22 protein-coding genes are annotated in these 22,796 nt (G+C 54.3%); 13 read left to right on the top strand and 9 right to left on the bottom strand.

The window, feature by feature from the left end; translation table 11 throughout:
* Window positions 1-18: 18 nt before the first annotated feature.
* From pxpA to AC791_RS08630, 4 genes are read right to left on the bottom strand one after another with little or no spacing between them, the layout of a single operon-like run.
* The gene (gene pxpA / locus AC791_RS08645; RefSeq protein ID WP_049841576.1) at window positions 19-795 is read right to left on the bottom strand and encodes a 5-oxoprolinase subunit PxpA; all 777 of its coding nucleotides are present in this window, start codon (window positions 793-795) and stop codon (window positions 19-21) included.
* Window position 796: 1 nt separating this feature from the next.
* Window positions 797-1,729 (bottom strand): 5-oxoprolinase subunit PxpC, encoded by a 933-nt coding sequence (gene pxpC, locus AC791_RS08640; RefSeq protein WP_049840053.1) that lies wholly within the window; start codon window positions 1,727-1,729, stop codon window positions 797-799.
* Window positions 1,723-2,379, bottom strand: coding sequence for a 5-oxoprolinase subunit PxpB (gene pxpB, locus AC791_RS08635; RefSeq protein ID WP_049840052.1), 657 nt, complete (start codon window positions 2,377-2,379; stop codon window positions 1,723-1,725). Before pxpB ends, pxpC begins: the two co-directional genes overlap by 7 nt.
* 14 nt (window positions 2,380-2,393) lie before the next feature.
* Window positions 2,394-3,137, bottom strand: a complete 744-nt coding sequence (locus AC791_RS08630; protein WP_049841575.1) for a type 2 GTP cyclohydrolase I — start codon at window positions 3,135-3,137, stop codon at window positions 2,394-2,396.
* A gap of 267 nt (window positions 3,138-3,404) precedes the next feature.
* Here AC791_RS08630 and dtpD point away from each other — a divergent pair, with 267 nt between their 5' ends.
* From dtpD to AC791_RS08615, 3 genes are all read left to right on the top strand, one after another.
* Window positions 3,405-4,886, top strand: coding sequence for a dipeptide permease DtpD (gene dtpD, locus AC791_RS08625; RefSeq protein WP_049840051.1), 1,482 nt, complete (start codon window positions 3,405-3,407; stop codon window positions 4,884-4,886).
* Between the two features lie 146 nt (window positions 4,887-5,032).
* Window positions 5,033-5,626 carry a protein kinase gene (locus AC791_RS20765; RefSeq protein WP_322842786.1) on the top strand — a complete coding sequence of 198 codons (594 nt, stop codon included), beginning with the start codon at window positions 5,033-5,035 and terminating at the stop codon, window positions 5,624-5,626.
* A 157-nt stretch (window positions 5,627-5,783) separates the two neighbouring features.
* Window positions 5,784-6,785: a hypothetical protein gene (locus tag AC791_RS08615; protein WP_049840050.1), complete on the top strand. Its 1,002-nt coding sequence runs from the start codon at window positions 5,784-5,786 to the stop codon at window positions 6,783-6,785.
* Window positions 6,786-6,831: 46 nt separating this feature from the next.
* Here the strand turns inward: AC791_RS08615 and phrB are convergent, their stop codons facing one another.
* The 3 genes from phrB to AC791_RS08600 all read right to left on the bottom strand — a co-directional run bounded on the left by phrB (window position 6,832) and on the right by AC791_RS08600 (window position 9,535).
* Window positions 6,832-8,250: a deoxyribodipyrimidine photo-lyase gene (gene phrB, locus AC791_RS08610; RefSeq protein WP_049840049.1), complete on the bottom strand. Its 1,419-nt coding sequence runs from the start codon at window positions 8,248-8,250 to the stop codon at window positions 6,832-6,834.
* Window positions 8,251-8,253: 3 nt separating this feature from the next.
* Complete coding sequence (locus tag AC791_RS08605) at window positions 8,254-9,210, bottom strand: YbgA family protein (protein WP_049840048.1); 957 nt, start codon at window positions 9,208-9,210, stop codon at window positions 8,254-8,256.
* A 118-nt stretch (window positions 9,211-9,328) separates the two neighbouring features.
* Window positions 9,329-9,535, bottom strand: coding sequence for a YbfA family protein (locus AC791_RS08600; protein ID WP_049840047.1), 207 nt, complete (start codon window positions 9,533-9,535; stop codon window positions 9,329-9,331).
* Between the two features lie 301 nt (window positions 9,536-9,836).
* Here AC791_RS08600 and AC791_RS20270 point away from each other — a divergent pair, with 301 nt between their 5' ends.
* From AC791_RS20270 to kdpE, 6 genes are read left to right on the top strand one after another with little or no spacing between them, the layout of a single operon-like run.
* Window positions 9,837-9,926 carry a potassium-transporting ATPase subunit F gene (locus AC791_RS20270; RefSeq protein ID WP_077625395.1) on the top strand — a complete coding sequence of 30 codons (90 nt, stop codon included), beginning with the start codon at window positions 9,837-9,839 and terminating at the stop codon, window positions 9,924-9,926.
* Window positions 9,926-11,605: a potassium-transporting ATPase subunit KdpA gene (gene kdpA / locus AC791_RS08590; RefSeq protein WP_049840046.1), complete on the top strand. Its 1,680-nt coding sequence runs from the start codon at window positions 9,926-9,928 to the stop codon at window positions 11,603-11,605. The genes AC791_RS20270 and kdpA overlap by 1 nt, the downstream gene beginning before the upstream one ends.
* Window positions 11,606-11,623: 18 nt before the next feature.
* Window positions 11,624-13,672, top strand: a complete 2,049-nt coding sequence (gene kdpB / locus AC791_RS08585) for a potassium-transporting ATPase subunit KdpB (protein ID WP_049840045.1) — start codon at window positions 11,624-11,626, stop codon at window positions 13,670-13,672.
* A 7-nt stretch (window positions 13,673-13,679) separates the two neighbouring features.
* Window positions 13,680-14,258, top strand: coding sequence for a potassium-transporting ATPase subunit KdpC (gene kdpC / locus AC791_RS08580; RefSeq protein ID WP_049841573.1), 579 nt, complete (start codon window positions 13,680-13,682; stop codon window positions 14,256-14,258).
* Window positions 14,255-16,933 (top strand): two-component system sensor histidine kinase KdpD, encoded by a 2,679-nt coding sequence (gene kdpD, locus AC791_RS08575; protein WP_049840044.1) that lies wholly within the window; start codon window positions 14,255-14,257, stop codon window positions 16,931-16,933. The genes kdpC and kdpD overlap by 4 nt, the downstream gene beginning before the upstream one ends.
* Window positions 16,930-17,607 (top strand): two-component system response regulator KdpE, encoded by a 678-nt coding sequence (gene kdpE / locus AC791_RS08570; RefSeq protein ID WP_049840043.1) that lies wholly within the window; start codon window positions 16,930-16,932, stop codon window positions 17,605-17,607. Before kdpD ends, kdpE begins: the two co-directional genes overlap by 4 nt.
* Before the next feature lie 63 nt (window positions 17,608-17,670).
* Here the strand turns inward: kdpE and pgm are convergent, their stop codons facing one another.
* Together pgm and seqA are read right to left on the bottom strand one after the other, a co-directional pair.
* Window positions 17,671-19,311 (bottom strand): phosphoglucomutase (alpha-D-glucose-1,6-bisphosphate-dependent), encoded by a 1,641-nt coding sequence (gene pgm / locus AC791_RS08565; protein ID WP_049840042.1) that lies wholly within the window; start codon window positions 19,309-19,311, stop codon window positions 17,671-17,673.
* Window positions 19,312-19,335: 24 nt separating this feature from the next.
* Window positions 19,336-19,878, bottom strand: coding sequence for a replication initiation negative regulator SeqA (seqA, locus tag AC791_RS08560; protein ID WP_049840041.1), 543 nt, complete (start codon window positions 19,876-19,878; stop codon window positions 19,336-19,338).
* Window positions 19,879-20,060: 182 nt separating this feature from the next.
* Between seqA and ybfF the strand changes: the two genes are divergently transcribed.
* The 4 genes from ybfF to fur all read left to right on the top strand — a co-directional run bounded on the left by ybfF (window position 20,061) and on the right by fur (window position 22,681).
* Window positions 20,061-20,837, top strand: coding sequence for an esterase (gene ybfF / locus AC791_RS08555; protein WP_049840040.1), 777 nt, complete (start codon window positions 20,061-20,063; stop codon window positions 20,835-20,837).
* 126 nt (window positions 20,838-20,963) lie between these two features.
* The gene (gene ybfE, locus AC791_RS08550) at window positions 20,964-21,257 is read left to right on the top strand and encodes a LexA regulated protein (RefSeq protein ID WP_049840039.1); all 294 of its coding nucleotides are present in this window, start codon (window positions 20,964-20,966) and stop codon (window positions 21,255-21,257) included.
* Between the two features lie 150 nt (window positions 21,258-21,407).
* On the top strand, window positions 21,408-21,938 hold the full coding sequence (gene fldA, locus AC791_RS08545; protein WP_049840038.1) for a flavodoxin FldA: 531 nt from the start codon (window positions 21,408-21,410) through the stop codon (window positions 21,936-21,938).
* 290 nt (window positions 21,939-22,228) lie between these two features.
* Window positions 22,229-22,681 (top strand): ferric iron uptake transcriptional regulator, encoded by a 453-nt coding sequence (fur, locus tag AC791_RS08540; RefSeq protein WP_049840037.1) that lies wholly within the window; start codon window positions 22,229-22,231, stop codon window positions 22,679-22,681.
* Window positions 22,682-22,796: the final 115 nt, after the last annotated feature.

Genomic DNA, 22,796 nt, shown 5'->3' with positions numbered 1-22,796 from the left:
GGGGTGCGATATTTTTAGTCATGTACCCGCTTTGCCCGGTGGCGCTGCGCTGACGCGAATTCCCTGTTGGTCAAACGCGGCACGTAATTGACGGGCAAAGGTCAGCGCGTGGTCACCGTCGCCGTGCAAACATACCGTCTGCGCCGTTACCGGCACCCATTCACCGTCAATGCTCATCACCCGTCCGCGCTGGATCATCTCAAGAGTTTGCGCCACCGCCTGCGCGTCATCATCAATCATTGCCCCCGGCTGCTGGCGGGGAACGAGCGTTCCGTCGCGCAAATATCCCCGGTCGGCAAAGACTTCCTGCCGGGTTGCCAGACCATAGCGCTGCCCGGCGCGAATAAGCTCGCTGCCCGCCAGCCCCAGCAAAATTAAGTGCGGACCGCAGGCATGAACCGCGCGGGCAATGGCATCTGCCAGCAGCGGATCGCGTGCAGCCTGATTATAGAGCATCCCGTGCGGTTTAACGTGGTGCAACACGCCGCCTTCAGCGCGGGCAATCGTGGAAAGCGCGCCAATCTGATACAGCATTTCGGCGTATACCGTTTCCGGCGGCAGATGCATGGCAGTGCGACCGAAATTCTGTCGATCGGCAAATCCCGGATGTGCGCCGATGGCAACCCCTTTTTTACAGGCTTCACGCACGCAAAGCTGCATTGTGCGGGCATCTCCCGCATGAAAGCCGCAGGCAATATTGGCCGAGGAAATCAGGCTGAACAGCGCGGCATCGCTGGCGCAGCCCTCACCCACATCGGCGTTCAGATCGATCCGATAATCTGCATCACAAGCCATACTATCGCTCATCGTTCAGCCGCCATTCCAGCTGTTCAATATAACGATGCTGATCGCTGCGGGCTTTGAGCGCCTCCTCAAGCGTGCAGGGAACAAAATGAATCGGCTGCCCCAGCGGAATTTGCGCCAGATGATACATATCGGCCTCAATCACGCTGGCGATGCGCGGATAGCCACCGGTGGTTTGCGCATCGTTCATCAGCACGATGGGCTGCCCGTTATGCGGAACCTGAACGATGCCAGGCAGCAAGCCGTGGGATAATAATTCCCGTTCGGTCGTCCGTTTAAGACTCTGCCCCTGTAACCGGTAGCCCATGCGATCGCTCTGCGGGCTAAGTCGCCACGGCAGGCGCCAGAAAGCGGCCTGCGACGCTGGCTCAAATTCATTGTATTCTGGCCCCGGCAGCGCGCGCAGACGGTTGCCCCACAAAAGCTGTTTAACCCCGTGAGGTCCGCTGAAATCACGCGCTGGCGGATGAACGCCCAGCCTGTCGCCATCCTGTAACAGTCGCCCTTCTAACCCCCCGATACCCAGTTTAAGATCGGTACTGTACGCACCCATCACCTGCGGCACATCAATCCCTCCGGCTATCGCCAGGTAGCTGCGCACGCCATGATGAGGCGTTTTTAGCGTCAGCCGTTGTCCGGCACGGGCCTGCTGTCGCCAGCCGGTCCAGACCGGCGTCTGGTCAAGCATGGCATCACAGCCTGCGCCGGTAAGGGCAAACCAGCTGTCCTGCGCAAACTCAACGGTAAACTGGCCAAGCACAATCTCCAGTGCCGCCGCATGCTTATCGTTACCCACCAGCAGATTGGCAATGCGCAATGACGGCAGATCCAGCGCACCGCACTGGCTGATCCCCGACTGGCGCTGGCCGACCCGGCCGCCATCCTGAACGGTAGTCATCATTCCGGCACGAATAATCGTCAGCATATTCCCTCCTTTTGCGGAATAAAGCGCACGGTATCACCGGGGCGCAGCAGCACTGGCTCATTTTTGGCAGGATCGAATAATTTCAGCGTCGTGCAGCCGATAAGCTGCCAGCCTCCCGGGGTTGCCAGCGGATAAATCCCGGTTTGCGCGCCACCAATGCCGACCGATCCTGCCGGAACCATCAGGCGTGGTTCGGCACGGCGCGGCGTAATCAACGGCTCTGGCAGGCCACCAAGATAAGGAAAGCCCGGCTGAAAACCGAGAAACCACACCACATAATCGACCGAGGCATGAAGCTCAACAACCTGCTGTGGCGTCAGTCCACTGTGACGAGCGACATCGTCCAGATCCGGTCCGTGTGCGCCGCCATAGACCACCGGAATATCAATGGCCCGTGAATCCGGCTCCAGCGCCTCGCTCTCTTCCCACCAGCGCTGGAGTCGCTCAATGGCATCCAGCGCCAGCGACTGAGGTTCACGCAATACCACGGTAATATTGTTCATTCCGGGGATTGCTTCCACTACATTTGGCATATCGACAACTCGTTGCGTTAAACGCCAAATCCGTTTCTGGCTTGCCAGGGTGACGGGAGGCTCCAGCTCCAGCACCACGGCAGTTTCTCCTGACAGGTAACAACGCGCTCGCTGCACTTTCTTTCCTCTCTTTAAGCCGGATTAGGGATATCGATAAAGGTGACATCCAGTTCGGTATTTTCTGTCAGCCATTCGCTGAGTGCGCGGATGCCTCCGCGTTCGGTGGCATGATGCCCCGCTGCGTAAAAATGGAGGCCCTGCTCGCGGGCGGAGTGAATCGTCTGCTCAGACACTTCGCCGGTGATAAACGCATCAACGCCAAAACGCGCTGCGCTATCAATGAATCCCTGCCCGCCCCCGGTACACCAGGCCACGCGTTTCACCGTGTCAGGCCCGGTATCGCCACACCACAGCGGTTTGCGCCCCAGACGTGCTTCAATCCATGAGGCCAGCTCCAGGCCCGGCACCGGCATCGACAGCTCGCCCCATGGCAGCAGCGGTTCTATTTCACCCTGTACCGTAATGCCGAGTAGCGCCGCCAGCTGCACGTTATTGCCAAGCTCCGGATGAGCATCAAGCGGCAAATGCCAGCCATAAAGGTTAATATCGTTTTCCAGCAGCGTTTTTAATCGATTACGTTTCATACCGCGGATAATCGGGGCTTCATTTTTCCAGAAATAGCCATGGTGGACGATCACTGCATCGGCCTGCTGCCGCACGGCTTCATCCAGCAGCGCCTGACTCGCCGTCACGCCGGTAATAATCTTCTTCACCGTCTCTTTACCTTCAACCTGCAACCCGTTCGGGCCATAATCGCTAAAGGTTACGCTGTTGAGTTTTTCGTTAATCAGTTGTTCAAGTTCAGTGTTTTTCATCATTATTTAAGTTACCTGGTATCTCATTCTCATCATTAACATAGCTTCCCGACGCGTACACGTCGACCGCCAATTATCGCGTGCGCGTATGCCTGCGCGATTCTTGCCGCTCATCATGCATAAAGACTCAAATTGCTTAGCACTTTCCGGCCTCTGTCATGTATATTTATGCAACCAAATAGCATATTGCATAAATTATTAGATCTGCATCAACATAGCAGTTACGCATCATTTCATGCTCTGCGTACGTTTTAGACCGGGAATATCATGAATAAAAAATCTTCACAGCCGCGCGCAATCTATTACGTTGTCGCGCTGCAAATTTGGGAATACTTCAGTTTTTATGGCATGCGCGCCCTGCTAATCCTGTATCTCACTAATCAGCTCAAGTACGACGACAACCATGCTTATGAACTGTTCAGCGCTTACTGCTCTTTGGTCTATGTAACGCCAATCCTTGGTGGCTTTCTGGCGGATAAATTGCTGGGAAACCGCATGGCGGTCATGATTGGCGCCTGTCTGATGGCGATTGGCCACCTTGTGCTGGGCGCCAGTGAGATAGCTCCAACATTCCTCTACCTCTCTCTGGCGATTATCGTCTGCGGCTACGGGCTGTTTAAATCCAATATCAGCTGCCTGCTGGGCGAACTGTACGAGCCGCAAGATCCCCGCCGCGACGGTGGGTTTTCTCTGCTCTACGCCGCCGGTAACGTGGGTTCAATTATCGCCCCTATCGCTTGCGGTTATGTGCAGCAAGAGTACAGCTGGGCAATGGGGTTTGCGCTAGCCGCTATTGGTATGCTGGCCGGACTGGTCATCTTCCTGTGCGGCAACCGTCATTTTACCCATACCGTCGGGATCAATCATGCGGCCCTGCGCGCCAGGACTTTTGTTCTACCGAACTGGAGCTGGCTGATTGTACTGCTGGTCGTCGCCCCGCTGGTGATTACCGTTCTGTTCTGGAAAGAGTGGTCAGTTTATGCCCTGATTGTCGCAACGGTGATAGGTCTTGCCGTGCTGGCGAACATTTATCGCCAGGCGCAAACACAAAAGCAGCGCAAAGAGCTGGGGCTAATTGTCACCCTGACGCTGTTCAGTTTGCTGTTCTGGGCATTTGCTCAGCAGGGGGGAAGCTCGATCAGTCTGTATATCGATCGTTTCGTCAACCGCGACATTTTCGGCTATGACGTCCCAACGGCGATGTTCCAGTCGGTGAATGCCTTTGCGGTAATGCTGTGCGGCGTGGTCCTGGCATGGCTGGTGAAAGAGGGTGTGAGCGGTAATCGCTCAGTACGCATCTGGGGAAAATTTGCTATTGGCCTCGCGCTGATGAGTGCCGGTTTCTGCATTTTGACCCTCAGCGCGCGCTGGTCTGCTCACTACGGTCACTCCTCCATGCCATTAATGATCGCGGGCCTTGCGGTGATGGGTTTCGCCGAACTGTTTATTGATCCGGTCGCCATGTCGCAGATTACCCGCATTGAAATTCCGGGCGTGACGGGCGTATTAACCGGTATTTATATGTTGCTCTCCGGTGCCATTGCTAACTATCTGGCGGGCGTTATTGCTGACCAGACTTCGCAGAGCGCATTCGATGCTTCCGGGGCGATTAACTATTCGATTAATGCCTATATTGATGTGTTTAGCCAAATCACCTGGGGATCGCTGGCCTGCGTGGGTGCAGTACTGGTTATCTGGCTGTATCAGACGATGAAATTCAGAGCTCGCCGTCGGCTTCAGCAAGCCTGAGTATCACGTGGCGGCTGAACACGCTTCAGCCGCCACGCGTCTGTAAAATTGGCGACCAGGGCATTAATATAAAAATTTGTCGAATAGAATATACTATTTTTTCGTGTTTAACTTTGTATAACATTTAATGATATTCAGTGGAAAACATGATTAAAATAACCCGCGCCAGTATTCGCACATTGCCACCCTATGAAGAGAAGCAGACCCCCCCTCCTGAAATAGAGGTCCCCTCTCTCGGCCTGAAAATTGGCGAAGGCTCGACCGCCGAGGTTTTTGAAGATGCCAGCGACCCGTCTCTGTTATATAAAAAATATGATCTGATCGGTAATGATTATGCTGAAGTACTGGACATGGCAAGACAGGAGTCAGATCTGTTTAATACCTTTTATGGCGAGGATGCCTCAATCGTAGTACAGCACGGCGGTGAGGTTTACGTGCGAATGCTCCGCATCCCCGGAATACCGATTAACGAAATAATACCTGCTGATATTCCTGACCATCTTGAAAGTCTTTATCTCGAATTAATATGCAAACTGAATGAGTCAGGTATAATACATGCAGACCTTAACACTGCTAATATGCTTTATGATGAAAAGTCCGACAGCTTATTGCCGATTGATTTCTGCAATGTTTATACAAGTTACTATAGTGGCAATGTACATGAAAAAGTCACTATTGATAACCGGCTGCAAATACGCACTAATGACTTTTATAACCATATAAACTTAAAATATTTATAGCAGCTGGCAGTAATGCAGATACTGACACGCAGACAGCCCTGCGGGATTGAACCGTTCCCTGACGTCGTAATGGTCAGATCGCCGCACCACAATTCTTTACCGCTCATTCTTTTTTATGCATAGTGCATGTTGATTTTATGGCATAAAGGCGGGCAGGATGACAACAGGTAAAAGGATACGCGCGGGCATCGCGCTGGTAGTATTGATTCTCATCGTGATTACCGCTTATCACTATTATGTTGATACCCGCGCGCCGGTACATATCGACAGTCAGGACAGGCCCGTTCGCGATATTTGCTCAGAGATGATTTATGGCAAAATAGATAAAGCCGGAAAGCCTGATACCAGCAAAACCTCCCATGGGAAATGTACTACTACTACCACGCCGCTTTTCCACCAGTACGTTATCGCAGACAAGACGATTTACTGGATGGAACAATACGATTATAACCATACTCCCTGTATCACCGATACCGGTGACACTGTCGGCCTGATTTATAATCTTTCATGGGACTGTTTTACGGCCAGACCGCGGCAAATAAACGCGGTCAGCGAGCGCAGTTTTTATGCGGTAGCGCCTTATACGTCGTCGTTTCAGCCGCTGAAAAGCACAGAGGCAGATATGGTGGAATGGCAAAAAAAGCAGTTGACGAACTATGGTCGTGACAACAAAACCGTTTATTACCATAACTGGCGGCTAGAAGGTGCTAATCCGGCAACCTCTTCGGTCATATTTCCCTTTGGCAATGACGAAAAGTGGGCACTCTATTCTGTCGTGACCGACGGTGAAAAATATTTTATTAATGGTCAGGCGATGCCAGATGTCGATTTGCGTCATTTCCGCGTGCTGAAACCGGTAAAGTGTCCCGGTCACGGTCTTTCCCGCTGCACATTCAATGATGATGCGGAGAAATTTTTTAAATATGGTAACTGGGACGGCAGTATTCCTGGCGTTGTCGGGAATGACATCGTGATCCTGCAGCAATTTGCTGTCAGCCGCTTCCCGAATATGGCCTCGCCGGATGCCTTTTTATTTGCCAGTTCGCAGGCGCTCTATTTTTACAGTAACGGGAAATTTTTCCAGATCGTTGACGACAGAGAAAACGGCGGGAAAAAACCGGTTGAACTAGATATAGCTTCTTTCGACGATTATTATTGATTCACTCCTGCAGCCGGGCGGCGTTATGCCAGCCCGGCCGGTTCTGTTACTGTTTGCGGGCAGCTTCATAGGCGGCCAGAGTGGTTTTCCTGGCCTGCTTATGATCGACTATCGGACGAGGATAATCGAGCTTAGCGCCATTCTTCTCCGCCCATTCCCATGGTGAATGCACTGCCTTCCCCGGCACGTCCTTTAATTCCGGCACCCACTCACGAATGAATTCTCCGTCAGCATCAAATTTCTCGCCCTGCGTCGTGGGATTAAAGATACGAAAATAGGGCGCCGCATCGGTGCCGGTGGATGCTGCCCACTGCCAGCCGCCATTATTCGCCGCCAGATCGCCGTCAATTAATTGCGACATAAAATAGCGCTCGCCGCTGCGCCAGTCGATGAGCAAATCTTTGACCAGAAAGCTGGCAGCGATCATCCGCAGTCGGTTGTGCATCCAGCCAGTGGCGTTCATTTGCCGCATGGCAGCATCGACAATCGGATAGCCGGTTTTACCCTGCTGCCACGCGCTAAATTGCGCCTCGTCGTACTGCCACTGCACATTATCTGTCCAGCGAATGAACGGACGATAGCGACATAGCGAGGGATTGTAAGTCATGAGATGGCGATAAAACTCACGCCAGATAAGCTCATTCAGCCATACCGCCCCCGCGCCACCGGACAGCGCGTCCGGCTGCTCAGCCAGCAATCGATGCAGGCACTGACGCGGGGACAGTACGCCCAGCGTCAGGCAGGCCGACAGGCGGCTGGTACCATCAATCGCCGGGTAGTCGCGCCGCTGTTGATACTCTCCCGCGCCTTCGCGACAAAACTCCCGCAGCCTGGCGATGGCTGCCGTTTCATCTTTAGCAAAAAGCGCAGGATCAAACGGCGTCTGCGGATAGTTGATGTTGATATCATTAAGCGATGCGGTAAGCGCCCCGCTTTCACGCACCGACGGCGCAGCGACACACTCCGGCAGGCCATCCATCAACCGTCGCAGGTAGGCATTTTTGAAGGGCGTAAAAACTTTATACATCTGATGATTACCGGTCATCACGCTGCCCGGTGCCAGCATGACGCTATCGTCAAAACCCTGACACACTACCTTATCCAGCGCCTTTTCCAGTTGCGCATCGCGCTGTCGTTCATTCAGTTCATACTGATAGTTATAAAAAAGATCGCTAACCTGCTCCTGCTCGCATATCTGCTTTACTGCCTCGATGCTGGCCGCAAAATCAGCCACTTCTTTGACAATAAGCGGAATACCTTTTTCTGCCAGCGCCTGTTGCAGCGCATTCAGTTGCGATACCAGCAGTGCCGCCTGCCGCGGCGACATGTGGTGTGCTTTCCACTGTTCAGGTGTAGCAATAAAGAGTGCCAGTACGTTGGCCTGCCGATCCCGACAGGCTGCTGCCAGGGCGAAGTTGTCATGAAGACGTAAATCAGCCCGAAACCAGACCAAATGGGTGGTCATAAATTAATGTCCATAACGTAAGCGTAATTCTTCAGGCCAGGGATCAAAATAGCGTTGTCCCGCCAGATAGGCATCCGGATATTCAGCCATATAATGTTTGATCAGCGTCACCGGGGCCAGTAAAGGCTGAAGTCCCTGACGATAGCGCTGGATCAGCGCGGCCAGCTCCTGACGCTGGCGCGAGTTAAGCTGCTTGCGGAAGTAGCCCTGCACGTGCATCAGCACATTGGTGTGGTTACGACGGGAAGTGGGCATCGACATCAAATCCATTAGCCGCTGGCGATACTCAATAAAGTAGGCGTCAAGGGATTCCCATTCATTAATTGCCGCCACAAAGCGTCCCAGTTCACGATATTTGGGCTGCGAATGCGCCAGCAATAACAGCTTATAACGGCTGTGATAGGCGATCAGTTCTCCACGCGTCAGCCCGGCTTCCCGCAGGCTATTCAGTTCGTGCAGGGCATAAATACGTTCGACGAAGTTTTCCCGCAGCAGTGGATCGTGAAGCCGGCCATCCTCTTCGACCGGTAACCACGGAAACGTCTCCATTAGCACCCGGGTATAAATTCCGCGTTCCGCTTTCCGGTTGCCGTTGCCCTCTTCATCATAAATACGCACGCGCTCCATGCCGCAACTCGGTGATTTGGCGCAGACAATATAGCCGCACAATTTATCGAAGTGGCGGATGCGCTGATGGCTCCAGGCTTCCATTTTTTCCGTTAGATCACCTTCACGCTTATCACTAAAGCGCAGGCTGACGCCGCCCTCGCTGCTTTTTACCAGCCGCAGCGCCGGACGGGGGACCGGTAAACCAATCCCCATTTCCGGACAGACGGGTTCGAAGCGGACCCATTCAGCCAGTTCATTGACGGCAAATGTCAGCCGTTTGTGTCCGCCGTCAAAGCGAACCTGCTCCCCTAAAATGCAGGCGCTTACGCCTACAGGAATTTTGTCACTCATAGCGGCTCCTGATTGCTCTCAGGAATAAGTGTAGTCAGCCTCAGGCAAAAAAAAGGCCCGTCTGATAAAGACGGGCCAGAACAGGATGGAAATTAATTATTGCTGTGTGTAGCTTTGCTTAGTAAAAGTCACAGGCCGCTTTTTCAGCCTGTGCCATCCATACCGGTTTATCGCTGGTTTTCGACCAGATACGATGTAAATAGCTGTAGAATCGCGCACGATCTTTCCAGAACAGCATGACCGGTAACGCGATAATGCCCGCCACCAGGGCGAAAATACGACGAAATAACACGGTGCTCGTTGAGTAATCTTTATACATAGTCATAGAGTTTTCCCCCTTTAGTTGGCCGGTAGCGTTAACCGGAAATCGTTCTCTGATTAAAATATTACCGCCTTTTGTGTAATTTTACTACTCATCCGACCACTTTTTTTTGCCTGTTTAAGCAGCATTTACATTTATCGCGTAACTAAGTTACATAAAAGTTAAAATAATACTAACCATTAGTTAAATAATGGCTATTGCTATTTTTATACTTTTTTTACGCTCCCGGAGCGGATTTTTGCAAAATTTTTGCGCAGAAGAGCCTAACTTCCCTGCCACTGGTTAATCGCTGTGGAGGTGAAAAGTGAGTGCAGGCGTAATCGCAGGCGTAGTGCTGGTGATCTTACTATTAGCGTGGCTTATTTATGCCCTGCTTAACGCGGAGGCATTCTGATGGCCGCGCAAGGATTTTTACTGATTGCCAGCTTTCTGGCATTACTGATGATTATGGCGCGTCCGCTGGGCTTTCTACTGGCGCGCCTGATTGCCAATGAAACGCTGCCGGGTACCGCGGGCATGGAAAAAATAATCTGGAAAGGGCTGGGCATTACGCCTGATGAAATGAACTGGCGGCATTACCTGCTGGCCATTTTGCTGTTTAACCTGCTGGGTCTGGTGTTGCTCTTTCTGATCCTGATGTTGCAGGGATCGCTGCCCCTGAATCCGCAGCACTTCCCCGGTCTGTCCTGGCATCTGGCATTGAATACCGCCGTCAGCTTTGTCGCTAACACCAACTGGCAGTCTTACAGCGGTGAAAGCACCCTCAGCTATTTCAGTCAGATGGCTGGATTGACGGTACAAAATTTTCTGTCTGCCGCCAGCGGCATTGCGGTCATTTTTGCCCTGACCCGCGCCTTTGCCCGCCGCAGCCGGGAAACCCTGGGTAACGCATGGGTCGATCTCACCCGAATTACGCTGTGGGTGCTGCTACCGCTGTCGCTTTTGCTGGCGCTGTTTTTTATACAGCAGGGCACGCCGCAAAACCTGCTGCCGTACCAGACGTTCACCTCGCTCGAAGGTGTGGCACAGGGGTTGCCAGGGGGACCTGTCGCCTCCCAGGAAGCGATCAAAATGCTGGGGACTAACGGCGGCGGTTTCTTTAATGCTAACTCTTCCCATCCGTTTGAAAACCCGACGGCGCTGACCAATTTCGTGCAGATGCTGGCCATTTTTATGGTACCCGCCGCGCTGTGCTTTGCCTTCGGTGAGGCGACAGGCGATCGTCGTCAGGGTCATACGCTGCTGTGGGCCATGACGCTGATTTTCATTATCAGTGCCGCAGTGGTGATGTGGGCTGAGACGCAGGGCAATCCGCACCTTGTGCCGCTGGGCGCTGACAGCAGTCTTAACATGGAAGGAAAAGAGAGCCGCTTCGGTATTCTTGCCAGCAGCCTGTTCGCCGTGGTGACGACGGCCGCCTCGTGCGGTGCGGTCAATGCCATGCATGATTCGTTCACCGCGCTCGGCGGCATGATCCCCCTGTGGTTAATGCAAATCGGCGAGGTGGTTTTTGGCGGCGTTGGCTCGGGTTTATACGGCATGTTGCTGTTCGTCCTGCTGGCGGTATTTATCGCCGGGCTGATGACCGGGCGCACGCCGGAATATCTGGGTAAAAAAATCGACGTGCGCGAAATGAAAATGACCGCCCTCGCGATCCTCGTTACCCCAATGCTGGTCTTGGGCGGGACGGCGCTGGCCATGATGACCGAAGCCGGGCGAAGCGGCATGTTAAATCCCGGCGCACACGGGTTTAGCGAAGTGCTGTATGCCGTCTCCTCTGCGGCCAACAACAACGGCAGCGCCTTTGCCGGACTGAGCGCCAATACGCCGTTCTGGAACTGCCTGCTGGCGTTTTGCATGTGGGCAGGCCGCTTCGGCGTGATTATTCCGGTGATGGCCATTGCGGGTTCGCTGGTGAGCAAAAAAATTCAGCCCGCCAGCGCCGGAACGCTCACCACTACCGGGCCGTTATTTGTCGGCCTGCTGACAGGGACCATTTTGCTGGTGGGTGCCCTGACCTTTATTCCCGCGCTGGTTGCAGGACCGGTAGCCGAATTCCTTTCGTTACGTTAAGCCCTGGAGCACACGATCATGAATCGCAAAAAACAGGCGCTGTTTGAACCTGCCCTGATGCGGCAAGCCGCCACAGAGTCGTTAAAAAAATTACGTCCTGAGGTTCAACTGCGCAATCCGGTGATGTTTATTGTCTGGACAGGCAGTGTTTTGACCAGCGGTCTGGCCATTGCCATGCTGACAGGTTACTTATCGGGCGACTGGCGCTTTACTGCCGCCGTGAGTCTGTGGCTGTGGTTTACGGTACTGTTTGCCAACGTCGCCGAAGCCATGGCTGAAGGGCGCAGTAAAGCGCAGGCCAACAGTCTGAAGGGCGTGCAGAAAACGGCATTTGCCTGCAAGCTGAATGGACGGTCGTATGACAGTCCAGCCAGGCAGGTTCCGGCTGCCGACTTACGCAAAGGCGATGTGGTAAGAGTGAATGCAGGCGATATTATTCCCTGCGATGGTGAGGTGATCGAAGGCGGCGCATCGGTGGACGAGAGCGCCATAACCGGTGAGTCGGCACCGGTTATCCGTGAATCCGGCGGCGACTTTGCCTCTGTTACCGGCGGGACGCGTATTCTGTCCGACTGGTTAATCATTGAGTGCCGGGTCGATCCGGGCGAAACCTTCCTCGATCGGATGATCGCCATGGTGGAAGGCGCGCAGCGGCGTAAAACCCCGAATGAGATAGCCCTGACCATTTTGCTGGTAGCGCTGACCATCGTTTTTCTGCTGGCCACTGCCACACTGTGGCCCTTCTCGGCCTGGGCCGGTCAGCCTGTTAGCGTTACGGCCCTGATTGCCCTGCTGGTGTGCCTGATCCCGACCACTATTGGCGGCCTGCTGTCGGCTATCGGCATCGCCGGAATGAGCCGGATGCTGGAGGCTAATGTGATTGCCACCAGCGGACGGGCTGTCGAGGCCGCGGGTGACGTGGATGTGCTGCTGCTGGATAAAACCGGCACCATTACCCTCGGCAACCGTCAGGCATCGGCATTTATTCCCGCGCCTGACGTAGCCGAAAAAACGCTGGCCGATGCCGCCCAGCTGGCTTCGCTTGCCGATGAAACACCTGAAGGTCGCAGTATCGTGGTGCTGGCAAAACAGCAATTTAATGTTCGCGAGCGGGATATTCAGTCGCTACAGGCGACGTTTATTCCTTTCACCGCCCAGACGCGCATGAGCGGCATTGACGTCGACAATCGCACCATTCGTAAAGGGGCCGTTGACGCCATTCGCCGCCACGTGCAGAGCAACGGCGGCCAGTTCCCTGCTGCTGTTGAGCGTCACGTTGAGGATGTCGCCCGTCAGGGTTCGACTCCGCTGGTTGTTGCTGAAGGCGCGCACGTGCTGGGTACTATCGTACTTAAAGATGTGGTGAAAGGCGGTATTAAGGAGCGTTTTGCCCGTCTGCGGCAGATGGGGATCAAGACGGTGATGATCACCGGCGATAATAGTCTGACGGCGGCGGCTATTGCCGCTGAAGCCGGGGTGGATGATTTTCTGGCCGAGGCAACGCCGGAAGCCAAACTGGCCCTGATCCGCCAGTATCAGGCAGAGGGTCGACTGGTCGCCATGACCGGTGATGGCACCAATGATGCCCCGGCGCTGGCGCAGGCTGATGTGGCGGTGGCAATGAATTCCGGTACGCAGGCGGCAAAAGAAGCGGGAAATATGGTCGATCTCGATTCCAATCCCACCAAGCTCATTGAAGTGGTCCATATCGGGAAACAGATGCTGATGACCCGCGGCTCGCTGACGACGTTTAGCCTCGCCAACGACGTCGCGAAATATTTTGCCATTATTCCTGCGGCCTTTGTCGCCACCTGGCCACAGATAGGCGTGCTGAATATTATGCAGTTGCACTCCCCCGCCTCCGCCATTCTGAGCGCGGTGATTTTTAATGCGTTAATTATTGTCTTTCTGATCCCCCTGGCGCTGCGCGGCGTGAGCTATAAACCGCTCTCTGCCTCCGCCCTGCTGCGCCGCAATTTGGGCCTTTATGGTCTGGGCGGTCTGATTGTGCCGTTTATCGGCATTAAGCTTATCGATTTGCTGCTGACCCTGCTGGGTCTGGCGTGAGGTAATGATGAATCTGTTACGTCCTGCATTCTCTTTAATGATCGTATTAATGCTGCTGACCGGCGGTCTGTATCCGCTGTTGACCACGGTACTCGGACAGTGGTGGTTTAGCGATCGGGCCAACGGTTCGTTGATCCACGACCAGCACGACCTGCGCGGCTCCTTATTGCTGGGTCAGCACTTTACCCGTGCCGATTATTTTCAGGGCCGTCCCTCTACAACGGCAGAGAAGCCCTATAATCCGCTGGCCTCCGGCGGCAGCAATCTGGCCGTCAGTAATCCGGCGCAGGATAGCGCTATTACCGAACGAGCCGCGAGCCTGCGTGCGCAGAATCCGGATGCACCGATCCGCATACCCACAGAGCTGCTGACCGCGTCCGCCAGCGGTCTGGACAGTCAATTAACCCCGCAGGCCATTTACTGGCAGCTGCCGAGGGTAGCGAAGGCGCGTAAACTCTCGCCCGCGCAAATCGAACCGCTGATTGCACGCGCCACCCAAAAACCGTTGTTCAGCTTTCTCGGCCAGCCTGTGGTAAATATTGTTGAGCTAAATATGTCGCTTGATGCCATTAAGGAAAACAGATGACCGACGAGCCGCAGCGTCCCGATCCCGATCGCCTGCTCGAGCAAACTGCCAAAGCGCACCGCGGCAAGTTAAAAATTTTCTTCGGTGCCTGCGCGGGCGTCGGCAAAACCTGGGCAATGCTGGCCGAGGCGCAGCGGCTACACGCTCAGGGGCTGGATGTTCTGGCGGGCGTCGTCGAAACCCATGGCCGCAGGGAAACAGCGGCGATGCTGGAAGGACTCACGCAGCTGGCACCACGAACGTTTAACCATCGCGGGCGCAAGGTGCCGGAGTTTGATTTGGATGCGGCGCTGGCGCGACGTCCGGCCTTGATCCTGATGGATGAACTGGCGCACAGCAATGCGCCAGGCTCGCGTCATCCCCGCCGCTGGCAGGATGTCGGGGAGCTACTTGAGGCGGGGGTAGATGTTTTTACCACCCTTAATGTGCAGCATCTGGAAAGCCTCAATGATGTGGTCAGCGGCGTCACCGGGATTCAGGTACGTGAAACGGTGCCCGATCCGGTGTTTGATGCCGCAGACGATGTGGTGCTGGTCGATCTGCCGCCAAACGATCTGCGCCAGCGCCTGCACGAGGGAAAAGTCTATTTCGCCGGGCAGGCCGAGCGGGCGATTGAGAATTTCTTTCGCAAGGGCAATCTGTATGCCCTGCGCGAGCTGGCGCTGCGCCGCACGGCCGACCGTGTGGATTCACAAATGCGGGCCTGGCGGGAGGATCAGGGCCAGGAGCGCGTGTGGCATACCCGCGACGCCATTCTGCTCTGCATTGGTCATCATAACGGTAGCGAAAAAAGCGTGCGTACCGCCGCACGTCTGGCAGCCAAACTGGGCAGCGTCTGGCATGCTATCTACGTTGAAACCCCACGGCTGCATCGGCTCAGCCGGGCGCAGCGCCAGGCCATCCTTACTACGCTGCGACTGGCGCAGGAGTTGGGTGCACAAACGGCAACCCTTGCCGACCCGTCAGAAGAAAAAGCGGTCCTGCGCTATGCGCGCGAGCACAATCTCGGCAAAATCGTGGTTGGACGCCAGACGCATCGTCGCGTATGGCAGAGCAGCTCCTTTGCCGAACGTTTATCCCGGCACGCCCCGGATCTGGATATAGTGATTGTGGCGCTGGACGACCAGCCGGTACCGGTACCGCGCGCCAGTGATGCCCGTTCCGCGCTGGACCGCTGGCGCGTACCGTTAAAAGGCTGTGTTGTGGCGCTCGCGCTGTGCACCGGGATCACCCTGACGGCAATGCAGTGGCTGACGGCCTTTGATCCCACCAACCTGGTGATGATTTACCTGCTGGCGGTAGTGCTGGTAGCGCTGCGTTACGGGCGCTGGCCGTCGGTACTGGCCACCGTCGTCAATGTTATCAGCTTCGATCTGTTTTTTATCGCCCCGCACGGAACCCTCGCCGTCTCCGACGTACAGTACATCCTGACGTTTATCGTGATGCTGATTGTCGGCCTGGTGATCGGTAATCTGACGGCCGGAATGCGCTATCAGGCCCGGGTGGCCCGCTACCGGGAACAGCGCACTCGCCATTTGTATGAAATGTCCCGGCAGCTTGCGATCAGCCGTAGCGCTGAGGATATTGCCGCCACCGGCGAGCAGTTTATTCAGTCTACTTTTCAGGCCCGCAGCCAGATCCTGCTCCCCGATGCCAGCGCGCGTCTGGTGCCGCTTCATCAACAGCCGGGCATGATGCCGTGGGATGAAGCGATTGCCCGCTGGAGTTTTGATCGCGGCCAGCCGGCCGGCGCGGGTACTGACACCTTGCCCGGCGTGCCCTATCAAATCCTGCCGTTAAAAAGCGCCAGCCGAACGCACGGGCTTATCGTCGTCGCTCCCGACAGTCTGCGCCAGCTGATGATCCCCGAGCAGCAACGTCTGCTGGAGACCTTCACGTTGCTTATCGCCAGCGCGCTGGAGCGTCTGGCATTAACCGTCAGTGAACAGCAGGCGCGGCTGGCCAGCGAGCGTGAAAGCGTGCGTAATGCGTTGCTTGCCGCCCTGTCTCACGATTTACGTACTCCGTTGACCGTGCTGTTTGGCCAGGCGGAGATCCTGACGCTCGATCTGGCCAGCGAAGGTTCCAGACATGCACCACAGGCCAGCGAAATTCGCCAGCATGTCCTGAATACGACCCGGCTGGTCAATAATCTGCTGGATATGGCACGTATTCAGTCAGGCGGTTTTAATCTCAAAAAAGAGTGGCTGACCCTGGAAGAGGTGGTGGGCAGCGCTCTGCAAAGCCTTGAACCCGGCAGCCGCCCGATTACGCTGGCGCTCGGTGAACCGTTAATGCTGATCCACGTTGATGGCCCGCTGTTTGAGCGGGTACTGATTAATTTGCTGGAGAATGCCCTTAAATATGCCGGGCGACAGGCGCAAATTGGGCTTAGCGCCTGGAGACAGGAAAATCATCTGATACTGGAAGTGTGGGATAACGGTCCGGGTATACCCGCAGGACAGGAACTGTCTATTTTCGACAAATTTGCCCGCGGCATGAAAGAGTCGTCCATACCGGGGGTCGGTCTGGGGCTGGCGATTTGTCAGGCCATCGTGAGCGTTCACGGCGGCACGCTGCACGCCTGCAACCGGGAGCACGGCGGAGCCTGTTTTCGTGTTACGCTGATACAAGAGACGCCGCCCACACTAGAAGAGCTTAGCGAAATACCGTGACTACCATTTTGATCGTTGAAGATGAACAGGCTATTCGTCGTCTGTTACGCACGGCGCTGGACGCTGACGGACTGAAAGTTTACGAAGCCGATACGCTCCAGCGCGGACTGCTGGAGGCGGCCAGCCGTAAACCGGATCTGGCTATTCTGGATCTTGGTCTGCCGGACGGCGATGGAGTTGAGTTTATCCGTCAGGTGCGTCTGTGGAGCCAGATGCCGATTATCGTTCTTTCAGCGCGAACGGACGAGACGGATAAAATCATTGCGCTTGATGCCGGCGCCGATGATTACCTTAGCAAGCCTTTTGGCATCGGCGAATTGCAGGCGCGTTTGCGTGTCGCCATGCGTCGTCATGCCAGCGGGCACGCTACCGACCCTCGTTTTACGTTTGCTACCGTTGAGATCGATCTGGCTGCCCGACAAATTTTGCGCGACGGTATTGAGGTACATTTAACGCCGATTGAGTTTCGTCTGTTGGCCATTCTGCTGAATAATGCCGGAAAAGTGCTGACTCAGCGCCAGTTGTTAACCCAGGTATGGGGACCTAATGCCGTTGAGCACGGCCATTATTTGCGCATCTATATGGGGCATTTACGCCAGAAACTGGAAGTTGATCCGGCCCGGCCAGCACATTTATTAACCGAAACCGGGATTGGCTATCGCTTTATGTTTTAGCCATCGCGGACCGTTAAAACGCAAAACGCCTCCCGCAGGAGGCGCTATAGAATAGCAGTATAATCAGGCGTTTTTCAGAACTGCGCTGACAATCTCTACTGCTTCTTTTTCAATGCGTTTCCGGTGTTCTTCGCCAAGGAAGCTTTCACAATAGATTTTGTATGCGTCCTCAGTGCCTGACGGACGGGCGGCAAACCAGCCGTTGTCGGTCATCACTTTTAAGCCACCAATTGACGCGCCGTTACCCGGTGCGGTCGTTAAACGCGCGGTGATGGGATCGCCTGCCAGGGTATCAGCGCTGACCATTTCCGGAGACAGTTTAGACAGAGCCGCTTTCTGCGCGGAGGTTGCGCTTGCGCCCAGACGGTTGTAGCTCGGTGCGCCAAAACGCGCCGCCAGCTCGTCATAATGCTGCTGCGGATTTTTTCCGGTTACCGCGGTGATTTCCGCGGCCAACAGGCACATGATGATGCCGTCTTTGTCCGTCGACCACGGCGTACCGTCGAAACGCAGGAACGATGCCCCCGCACTCTCTTCACCACCAAAGCCGAAGCTGCCGTCATAAAGGCCATCAACGAACCACTTAAAGCCCACCGGCACTTCAACCAGCTTGCGGCCCAGATCGTTTACCACGCGGTCGATCATCGCAGACGACACCAGCGTTTTACCTACTGCAACATCTTTGCCCCACTGCGGACGATGCTGGAACAGGTAGTTGATTGCAACGGCCAGATAGTGGTTTGGATTCATCAGACCGGCTGGCGTCACAATGCCGTGGCGGTCGTAATCCGGATCGTTAGCAAATGCCAGGTCAAATTTATCACGCAGGGCCAGCAGACCGGCCATCGCAGACTCAGAAGAGCAGTCCATACGGATCACTTCGTCTTTATCCAGATGCATAAAGCGGAAGGTCTGATCCACATGATCGTTAACGATGGTCAGATTCAGGTTGTAGTGTTCGGCAATACGTTTCCAGTATTCGATCCCTGAACCGCCCAGCGGATCAACACCCAGGGTCAAACCTGCTTTCTGAATCGCGGCAATATCAACGATCTCCGCCAGCCCTTCAACAAAAGGCTGCACCAGATCCTGCTCTTTCACGTGACCTGAGGCCATGGCTGCGTCAAATGCCAGACGCTTGACGCCTTTAAGATCGTCGGCCAGCAGCGCGTTAGCACGATCCTCAACCACTTTCGTGACGTTGGTGTCTGCCGGACCGCCGTTCGGCGGATTGTATTTGATCCCGCCATCTTCCGGCGGATTGTGCGATGGCGTAATAACAATACCGTCCGCCTGCGCGCCGCCTTTTTTGTTATGAACCAGAATGGCATTTGAAACCGCAGGCGTTGGGGTAAAGCCATTGTTTTCCTGGACAATCATGTCCACGCCATTGGCTGCAAGCACTTCCACCACAGAAATAAAGGCAGGCTCTGACAGCGCATGGGTGTCTTTACCCACGTAGCATGGTCCGGTGATGCCGTTTTTCGCGCGTTCTTCAGCAATTGCCTGCGCGATAGCCAGAATATGCGGTTCATTAAAACTGTGACGCGCCGCGCTACCACGATGGCCGGAGGTGCCAAACTTCACGGCGTGTTCCGGGTTACCCACTGTCGGTTTCAGCACGTAGTACTGTGACGTCAGTTGAGCGACGTTAATCAAATCACTTTGTTGTGCTGGCTGACCCGCACGATTGTGAACTGCCATTGCCTGGTCCTTCTGGTGCATGGATTAAATAGTGCCGCAAACCTTTTCAATCAGCTCCACCGGGAACTGCATTGATTGCATGATATGTTCAATCATGCCGCATTTACGGCCGGTATTGGTATTGGTAATCACCCAGTACGGCGTGCCGGGGACCTGTTTCGGTTTAGTCTGATTACCGCTTTGTAGCAGAGTCTGCTCGTCAGATGCGAAATAAACGCGGGTCCGTCCGTGCAGTGATTCGGTCGCTTCTGCAAACGCACTGCTATTGAGTGAATAGAGTGTAGATAATATCAGCATAAAACGATTCACTGCTTTACGCTGTTCTGCGTATTCGTCAGACAGCAGCAGCTCGCGCATAGCACGAACGTTATCTTTAGCCGTATTAGCCGGTTTTTTCTCGGCCACCGCTGCGGGGGCACTAACCTCTTTATTGACCGGAGAGACAGGCTGTGCAACGGCAGAAAATTTCAGCAGGCGCCGTAAAATGTCGGATGCGCTCTCGCCAATGTGCTGCGTGTGGCTGGCAATATAGCGATAGAGTTCATCATCAACTTCGATCGTTTTCATCTTGATCCAGTACGTTATTTTTTGAGTACAAGTTATTGAGATTATAAGAGCAAATCTCAACTGCGGATAGCGTAAAGCCCGGGTGACCGTAAAACTCCGGAAACTTCTGAAAGCTTGCAGCCGGGCGGCAGAATGTTCACCATAATACCTTAACCTGCCAACGCGAAAAAAAGATCTTTACCATGAAATTAAATACCCGCACGCAATCTGCACAACATTTGACTGGATCTTCACCCATTGTCCTCGTTCACGGGTTGTTCGGCAGCCTTGATAATCTGGGCGTCCTTGCTCGCGATCTGGTACGCGATTACTCAATCCTGCAAGTCGACATGCGCAACCACGGGCTTTCGCCTCGCGCCCCGGAAATGGACTATTCAGTGATGGCCCAGGATCTGCTGGATACTCTGGACGCACATGATATTGAAAAAGCCACCTTTGTGGGGCATTCAATGGGTGGCAAAGCGGTCATGGCGCTTACCGCGCTGGCCGCCGATCGCATTGACGGGCTGGTCGCCATTGATATCGCCCCGGTACGCTATGCCGAGCGACGCCATGATGAAATATTTGCTGCGATCAATGCGGTGACGGACGCCGGCTGCGCTACGCGTCAGCAGGCGGCTACGGTGATGCGCCAGCATCTTAATGAAGAAGGCGTTATTCAGTTTTTGCTGAAGTCATTTGCCGACGGCGAATGGCGCTTTAATGTGCCGGTATTGTGGCAACACTATTCACAGATTACCGGCTGGCAAACCCTCCCGGCCTGGGATCGCCCGGCGCTGTTTATTCCCGGCGGCAACTCTCCCTATGTTAATGAAGCCTGCCGGGAACCGCTGCTGGCCCAGTTCCCGCAGGCGCGTGCGCATGTCATCGCGGGTGCCGGACACTGGGTACACGCCGAAAAACCAGAGGCGGTACTACGGGCTATTCGTCGCTATCTGACAGAGCGTGAGGCTGATTAAAAATGCAACGTCCGCACGCCAGATTGCCTGCGGACGTTGGCGTGCTTCTCCCACTGCTGTATGATGGCGTGCTACCCAACCGGACTTAAGCCCGGCTGCTTTTATTCCCCGAAGTCACTCTGAATCATGGCAAAAGAACAAACGGACCGTACCACATTAGATCTGTTCGCAAATGAGCGTCGCCCGGGAAGACCCAAAACCAATCCCCTTGCGCGTGATGAACAGTTACGCATCAATAAGCGTAATCAGTTAAAACGTGACAAGGTTCGCGGCCTGAAGCGCGTCGAGCTGAAGCTGAACGCGGACGCAGTGGACGCCCTGAATGAGCTGGCAGATGCTCGCCAGATCAGCCGTAGTGAGCTTATCGAAGAGATCCTCCTGAGCCAGCTTGCGCTACTGCACGCGCAGGATATTGTCTGAAAATCGCCCTGAATCCTTTTTTCATGTAGCAGGGAGTGCAGTCGAGAGCGATTGCTATTTCCGCGTACTTCTCTGTTCTGCTATCATTGCCCTTATCCGTGTGCAATGCGCCACCACCATATTACTAAGTATCAAGAGGTTATTTTACTCATGGCAATCACAGGCATCTTTTTCGGCAGCGATACCGGCAATACCGAAAACATCGCAAAGATGATTCAAAAGCAGTTAGGTAAGGATGTCGCCGATGTCCATGACATTGCTAAGAGCAGCAAAGAAGATCTCGCAGGCTACGATATTCTGCTGCTGGGCATTCCAACCTGGTACTACGGTGAAGCACAATGTGACTGGGATGACTTTTTCCCGACGCTGGAAGAGGTAGACTTCAACGGTAAGCTGGTTGCCCTTTTTGGCTGTGGCGATCAGGAAGACTACGCAGAATACTTCTGCGACGCGCTGGGCACTATTCGTGACATCATAGAGCCGCGCGGCGCAACGATTGTCGGCCACTGGCCAACCGCGGGTTATCACTTTGAAGCGTCAAAAGGCCTCGCTGATGACGATCATTTCGTCGGTCTTGCCATTGACGAAGACCGCCAGCCCGAGCTAACCGCCGAACGCGTTGAGCAGTGGGTCAAGCAGATCTCTGAAGAGCTGCACCTCGATGCTATTATCAATGCCTGATGTCAGTAAAGCGCAGCCGCAAGGCTGCGCTTTATCGATAGCTTTGAGCAATCAAAATAATTGCTACAATTTTTTAACTTTTCAGTACTTATCTGTACAATAGCCACTGATTTAACGAGGACGGTTTCCGCTTTGCGAACAACGCCTCGTTTTAATTGCTAAATTTGTCTGATACTTACGGTTTTCAATCAGGCATGGCAGTTCTATAATGAGAGTCATTATGACCGATGCACTCTCTGTAAATACTTCCCTGTGGGGAGTGAATCTTATAGCAACAGGACAGATTCCGCATGACTGACAACAATACCGCATTAAAGAAAGCAGGCCTGAAAGTCACGCTTCCCCGGTTAAAAATTCTGGAAGTGCTTCAGGGGCCTGACAATCACCATGTCAGCGCGGAAGACTTATACAAACGCCTTATCGACATGGGCGAAGAGATTGGCCTCGCTACCGTCTATCGCGTTCTGAACCAGTTTGACGATGCAGGCATTGTCACCCGTCATAATTTTGAGGGTGGTAAATCCGTTTTTGAACTGACTCAGCAGCATCATCACGATCACCTTATCTGCCTCGACTGCGGCAAAGTGATTGAGTTTAGCGATGATTCAATCGAGTTACGCCAGCGTGAGATTGCCGCTAAACACGGTATCCGTCTCACCAACCATAGTCTTTATCTCTATGGTCACTGTGCTGAAGGTGACTGCCGTGAAAACGAACATATTCACGAAGGCAACAACAAGTAATCGACCAGGACGCTAAGTCAGCCAGCCTCCCCGGCTGGCTTTTTTATTTTTTCAGGCAGTAAATTCAGAATTCATTAATATCAGTGATCATTTACGCGGCCTAGAATGATGTGTT

The organism is Klebsiella sp. RIT-PI-d, from assembly GCF_001187865.1.
Taxonomy (GTDB): domain Bacteria; phylum Pseudomonadota; class Gammaproteobacteria; order Enterobacterales; family Enterobacteriaceae; genus Superficieibacter.
This window is presented reverse-complemented; position numbering and strand designations above follow the sequence as displayed.

Excerpts from the sequence above, each read along its gene's own strand:
- AC791_RS08605 (WP_049840048.1), bottom strand. The coding sequence starts at position 9,210 with ATGAGTGACAAAATTCCTGTAGGCGTAAGCGCCTGCATTTTAGGGGAG.
- seqA (WP_049840041.1), bottom strand. The coding sequence starts at position 19,878 with ATGAAAACGATCGAAGTTGATGATGAACTCTATCGCTATATTGCCAGC.
- ybfE (WP_049840039.1), top strand. The coding sequence starts at position 20,964 with ATGGCAAAAGAACAAACGGACCGTACCACATTAGATCTGTTCGCAAAT.
- fur (WP_049840037.1), top strand. The coding sequence starts at position 22,229 with ATGACTGACAACAATACCGCATTAAAGAAAGCAGGCCTGAAAGTCACG.
- AC791_RS08615 (WP_049840050.1), top strand. The coding sequence starts at position 5,784 with ATGACAACAGGTAAAAGGATACGCGCGGGCATCGCGCTGGTAGTATTG.
- pgm (WP_049840042.1), bottom strand. The coding sequence starts at position 19,311 with ATGGCAGTTCACAATCGTGCGGGTCAGCCAGCACAACAAAGTGATTTG.
- fldA (WP_049840038.1), top strand. The coding sequence starts at position 21,408 with ATGGCAATCACAGGCATCTTTTTCGGCAGCGATACCGGCAATACCGAA.
- phrB (WP_049840049.1), bottom strand. The coding sequence starts at position 8,250 with ATGACCACCCATTTGGTCTGGTTTCGGGCTGATTTACGTCTTCATGAC.
- ybfF (WP_049840040.1), top strand. The coding sequence starts at position 20,061 with ATGAAATTAAATACCCGCACGCAATCTGCACAACATTTGACTGGATCT.
- dtpD (WP_049840051.1), top strand. The coding sequence starts at position 3,405 with ATGAATAAAAAATCTTCACAGCCGCGCGCAATCTATTACGTTGTCGCG.
- AC791_RS08600 (WP_049840047.1), bottom strand. The coding sequence starts at position 9,535 with ATGACTATGTATAAAGATTACTCAACGAGCACCGTGTTATTTCGTCGT.
- pxpC (WP_049840053.1), bottom strand. The coding sequence starts at position 1,729 with ATGCTGACGATTATTCGTGCCGGAATGATGACTACCGTTCAGGATGGC.
- kdpB (WP_049840045.1), top strand. The coding sequence starts at position 11,624 with ATGAATCGCAAAAAACAGGCGCTGTTTGAACCTGCCCTGATGCGGCAA.
- kdpD (WP_049840044.1), top strand. The coding sequence starts at position 14,255 with ATGACCGACGAGCCGCAGCGTCCCGATCCCGATCGCCTGCTCGAGCAA.
- AC791_RS20765 (WP_322842786.1), top strand. The coding sequence starts at position 5,033 with ATGATTAAAATAACCCGCGCCAGTATTCGCACATTGCCACCCTATGAA.
- kdpA (WP_049840046.1), top strand. The coding sequence starts at position 9,926 with ATGGCCGCGCAAGGATTTTTACTGATTGCCAGCTTTCTGGCATTACTG.
- AC791_RS08630 (WP_049841575.1), bottom strand. The coding sequence starts at position 3,137 with ATGAAAAACACTGAACTTGAACAACTGATTAACGAAAAACTCAACAGC.
- pxpA (WP_049841576.1), bottom strand. The coding sequence starts at position 795 with ATGGCTTGTGATGCAGATTATCGGATCGATCTGAACGCCGATGTGGGT.
- kdpC (WP_049841573.1), top strand. The coding sequence starts at position 13,680 with ATGAATCTGTTACGTCCTGCATTCTCTTTAATGATCGTATTAATGCTG.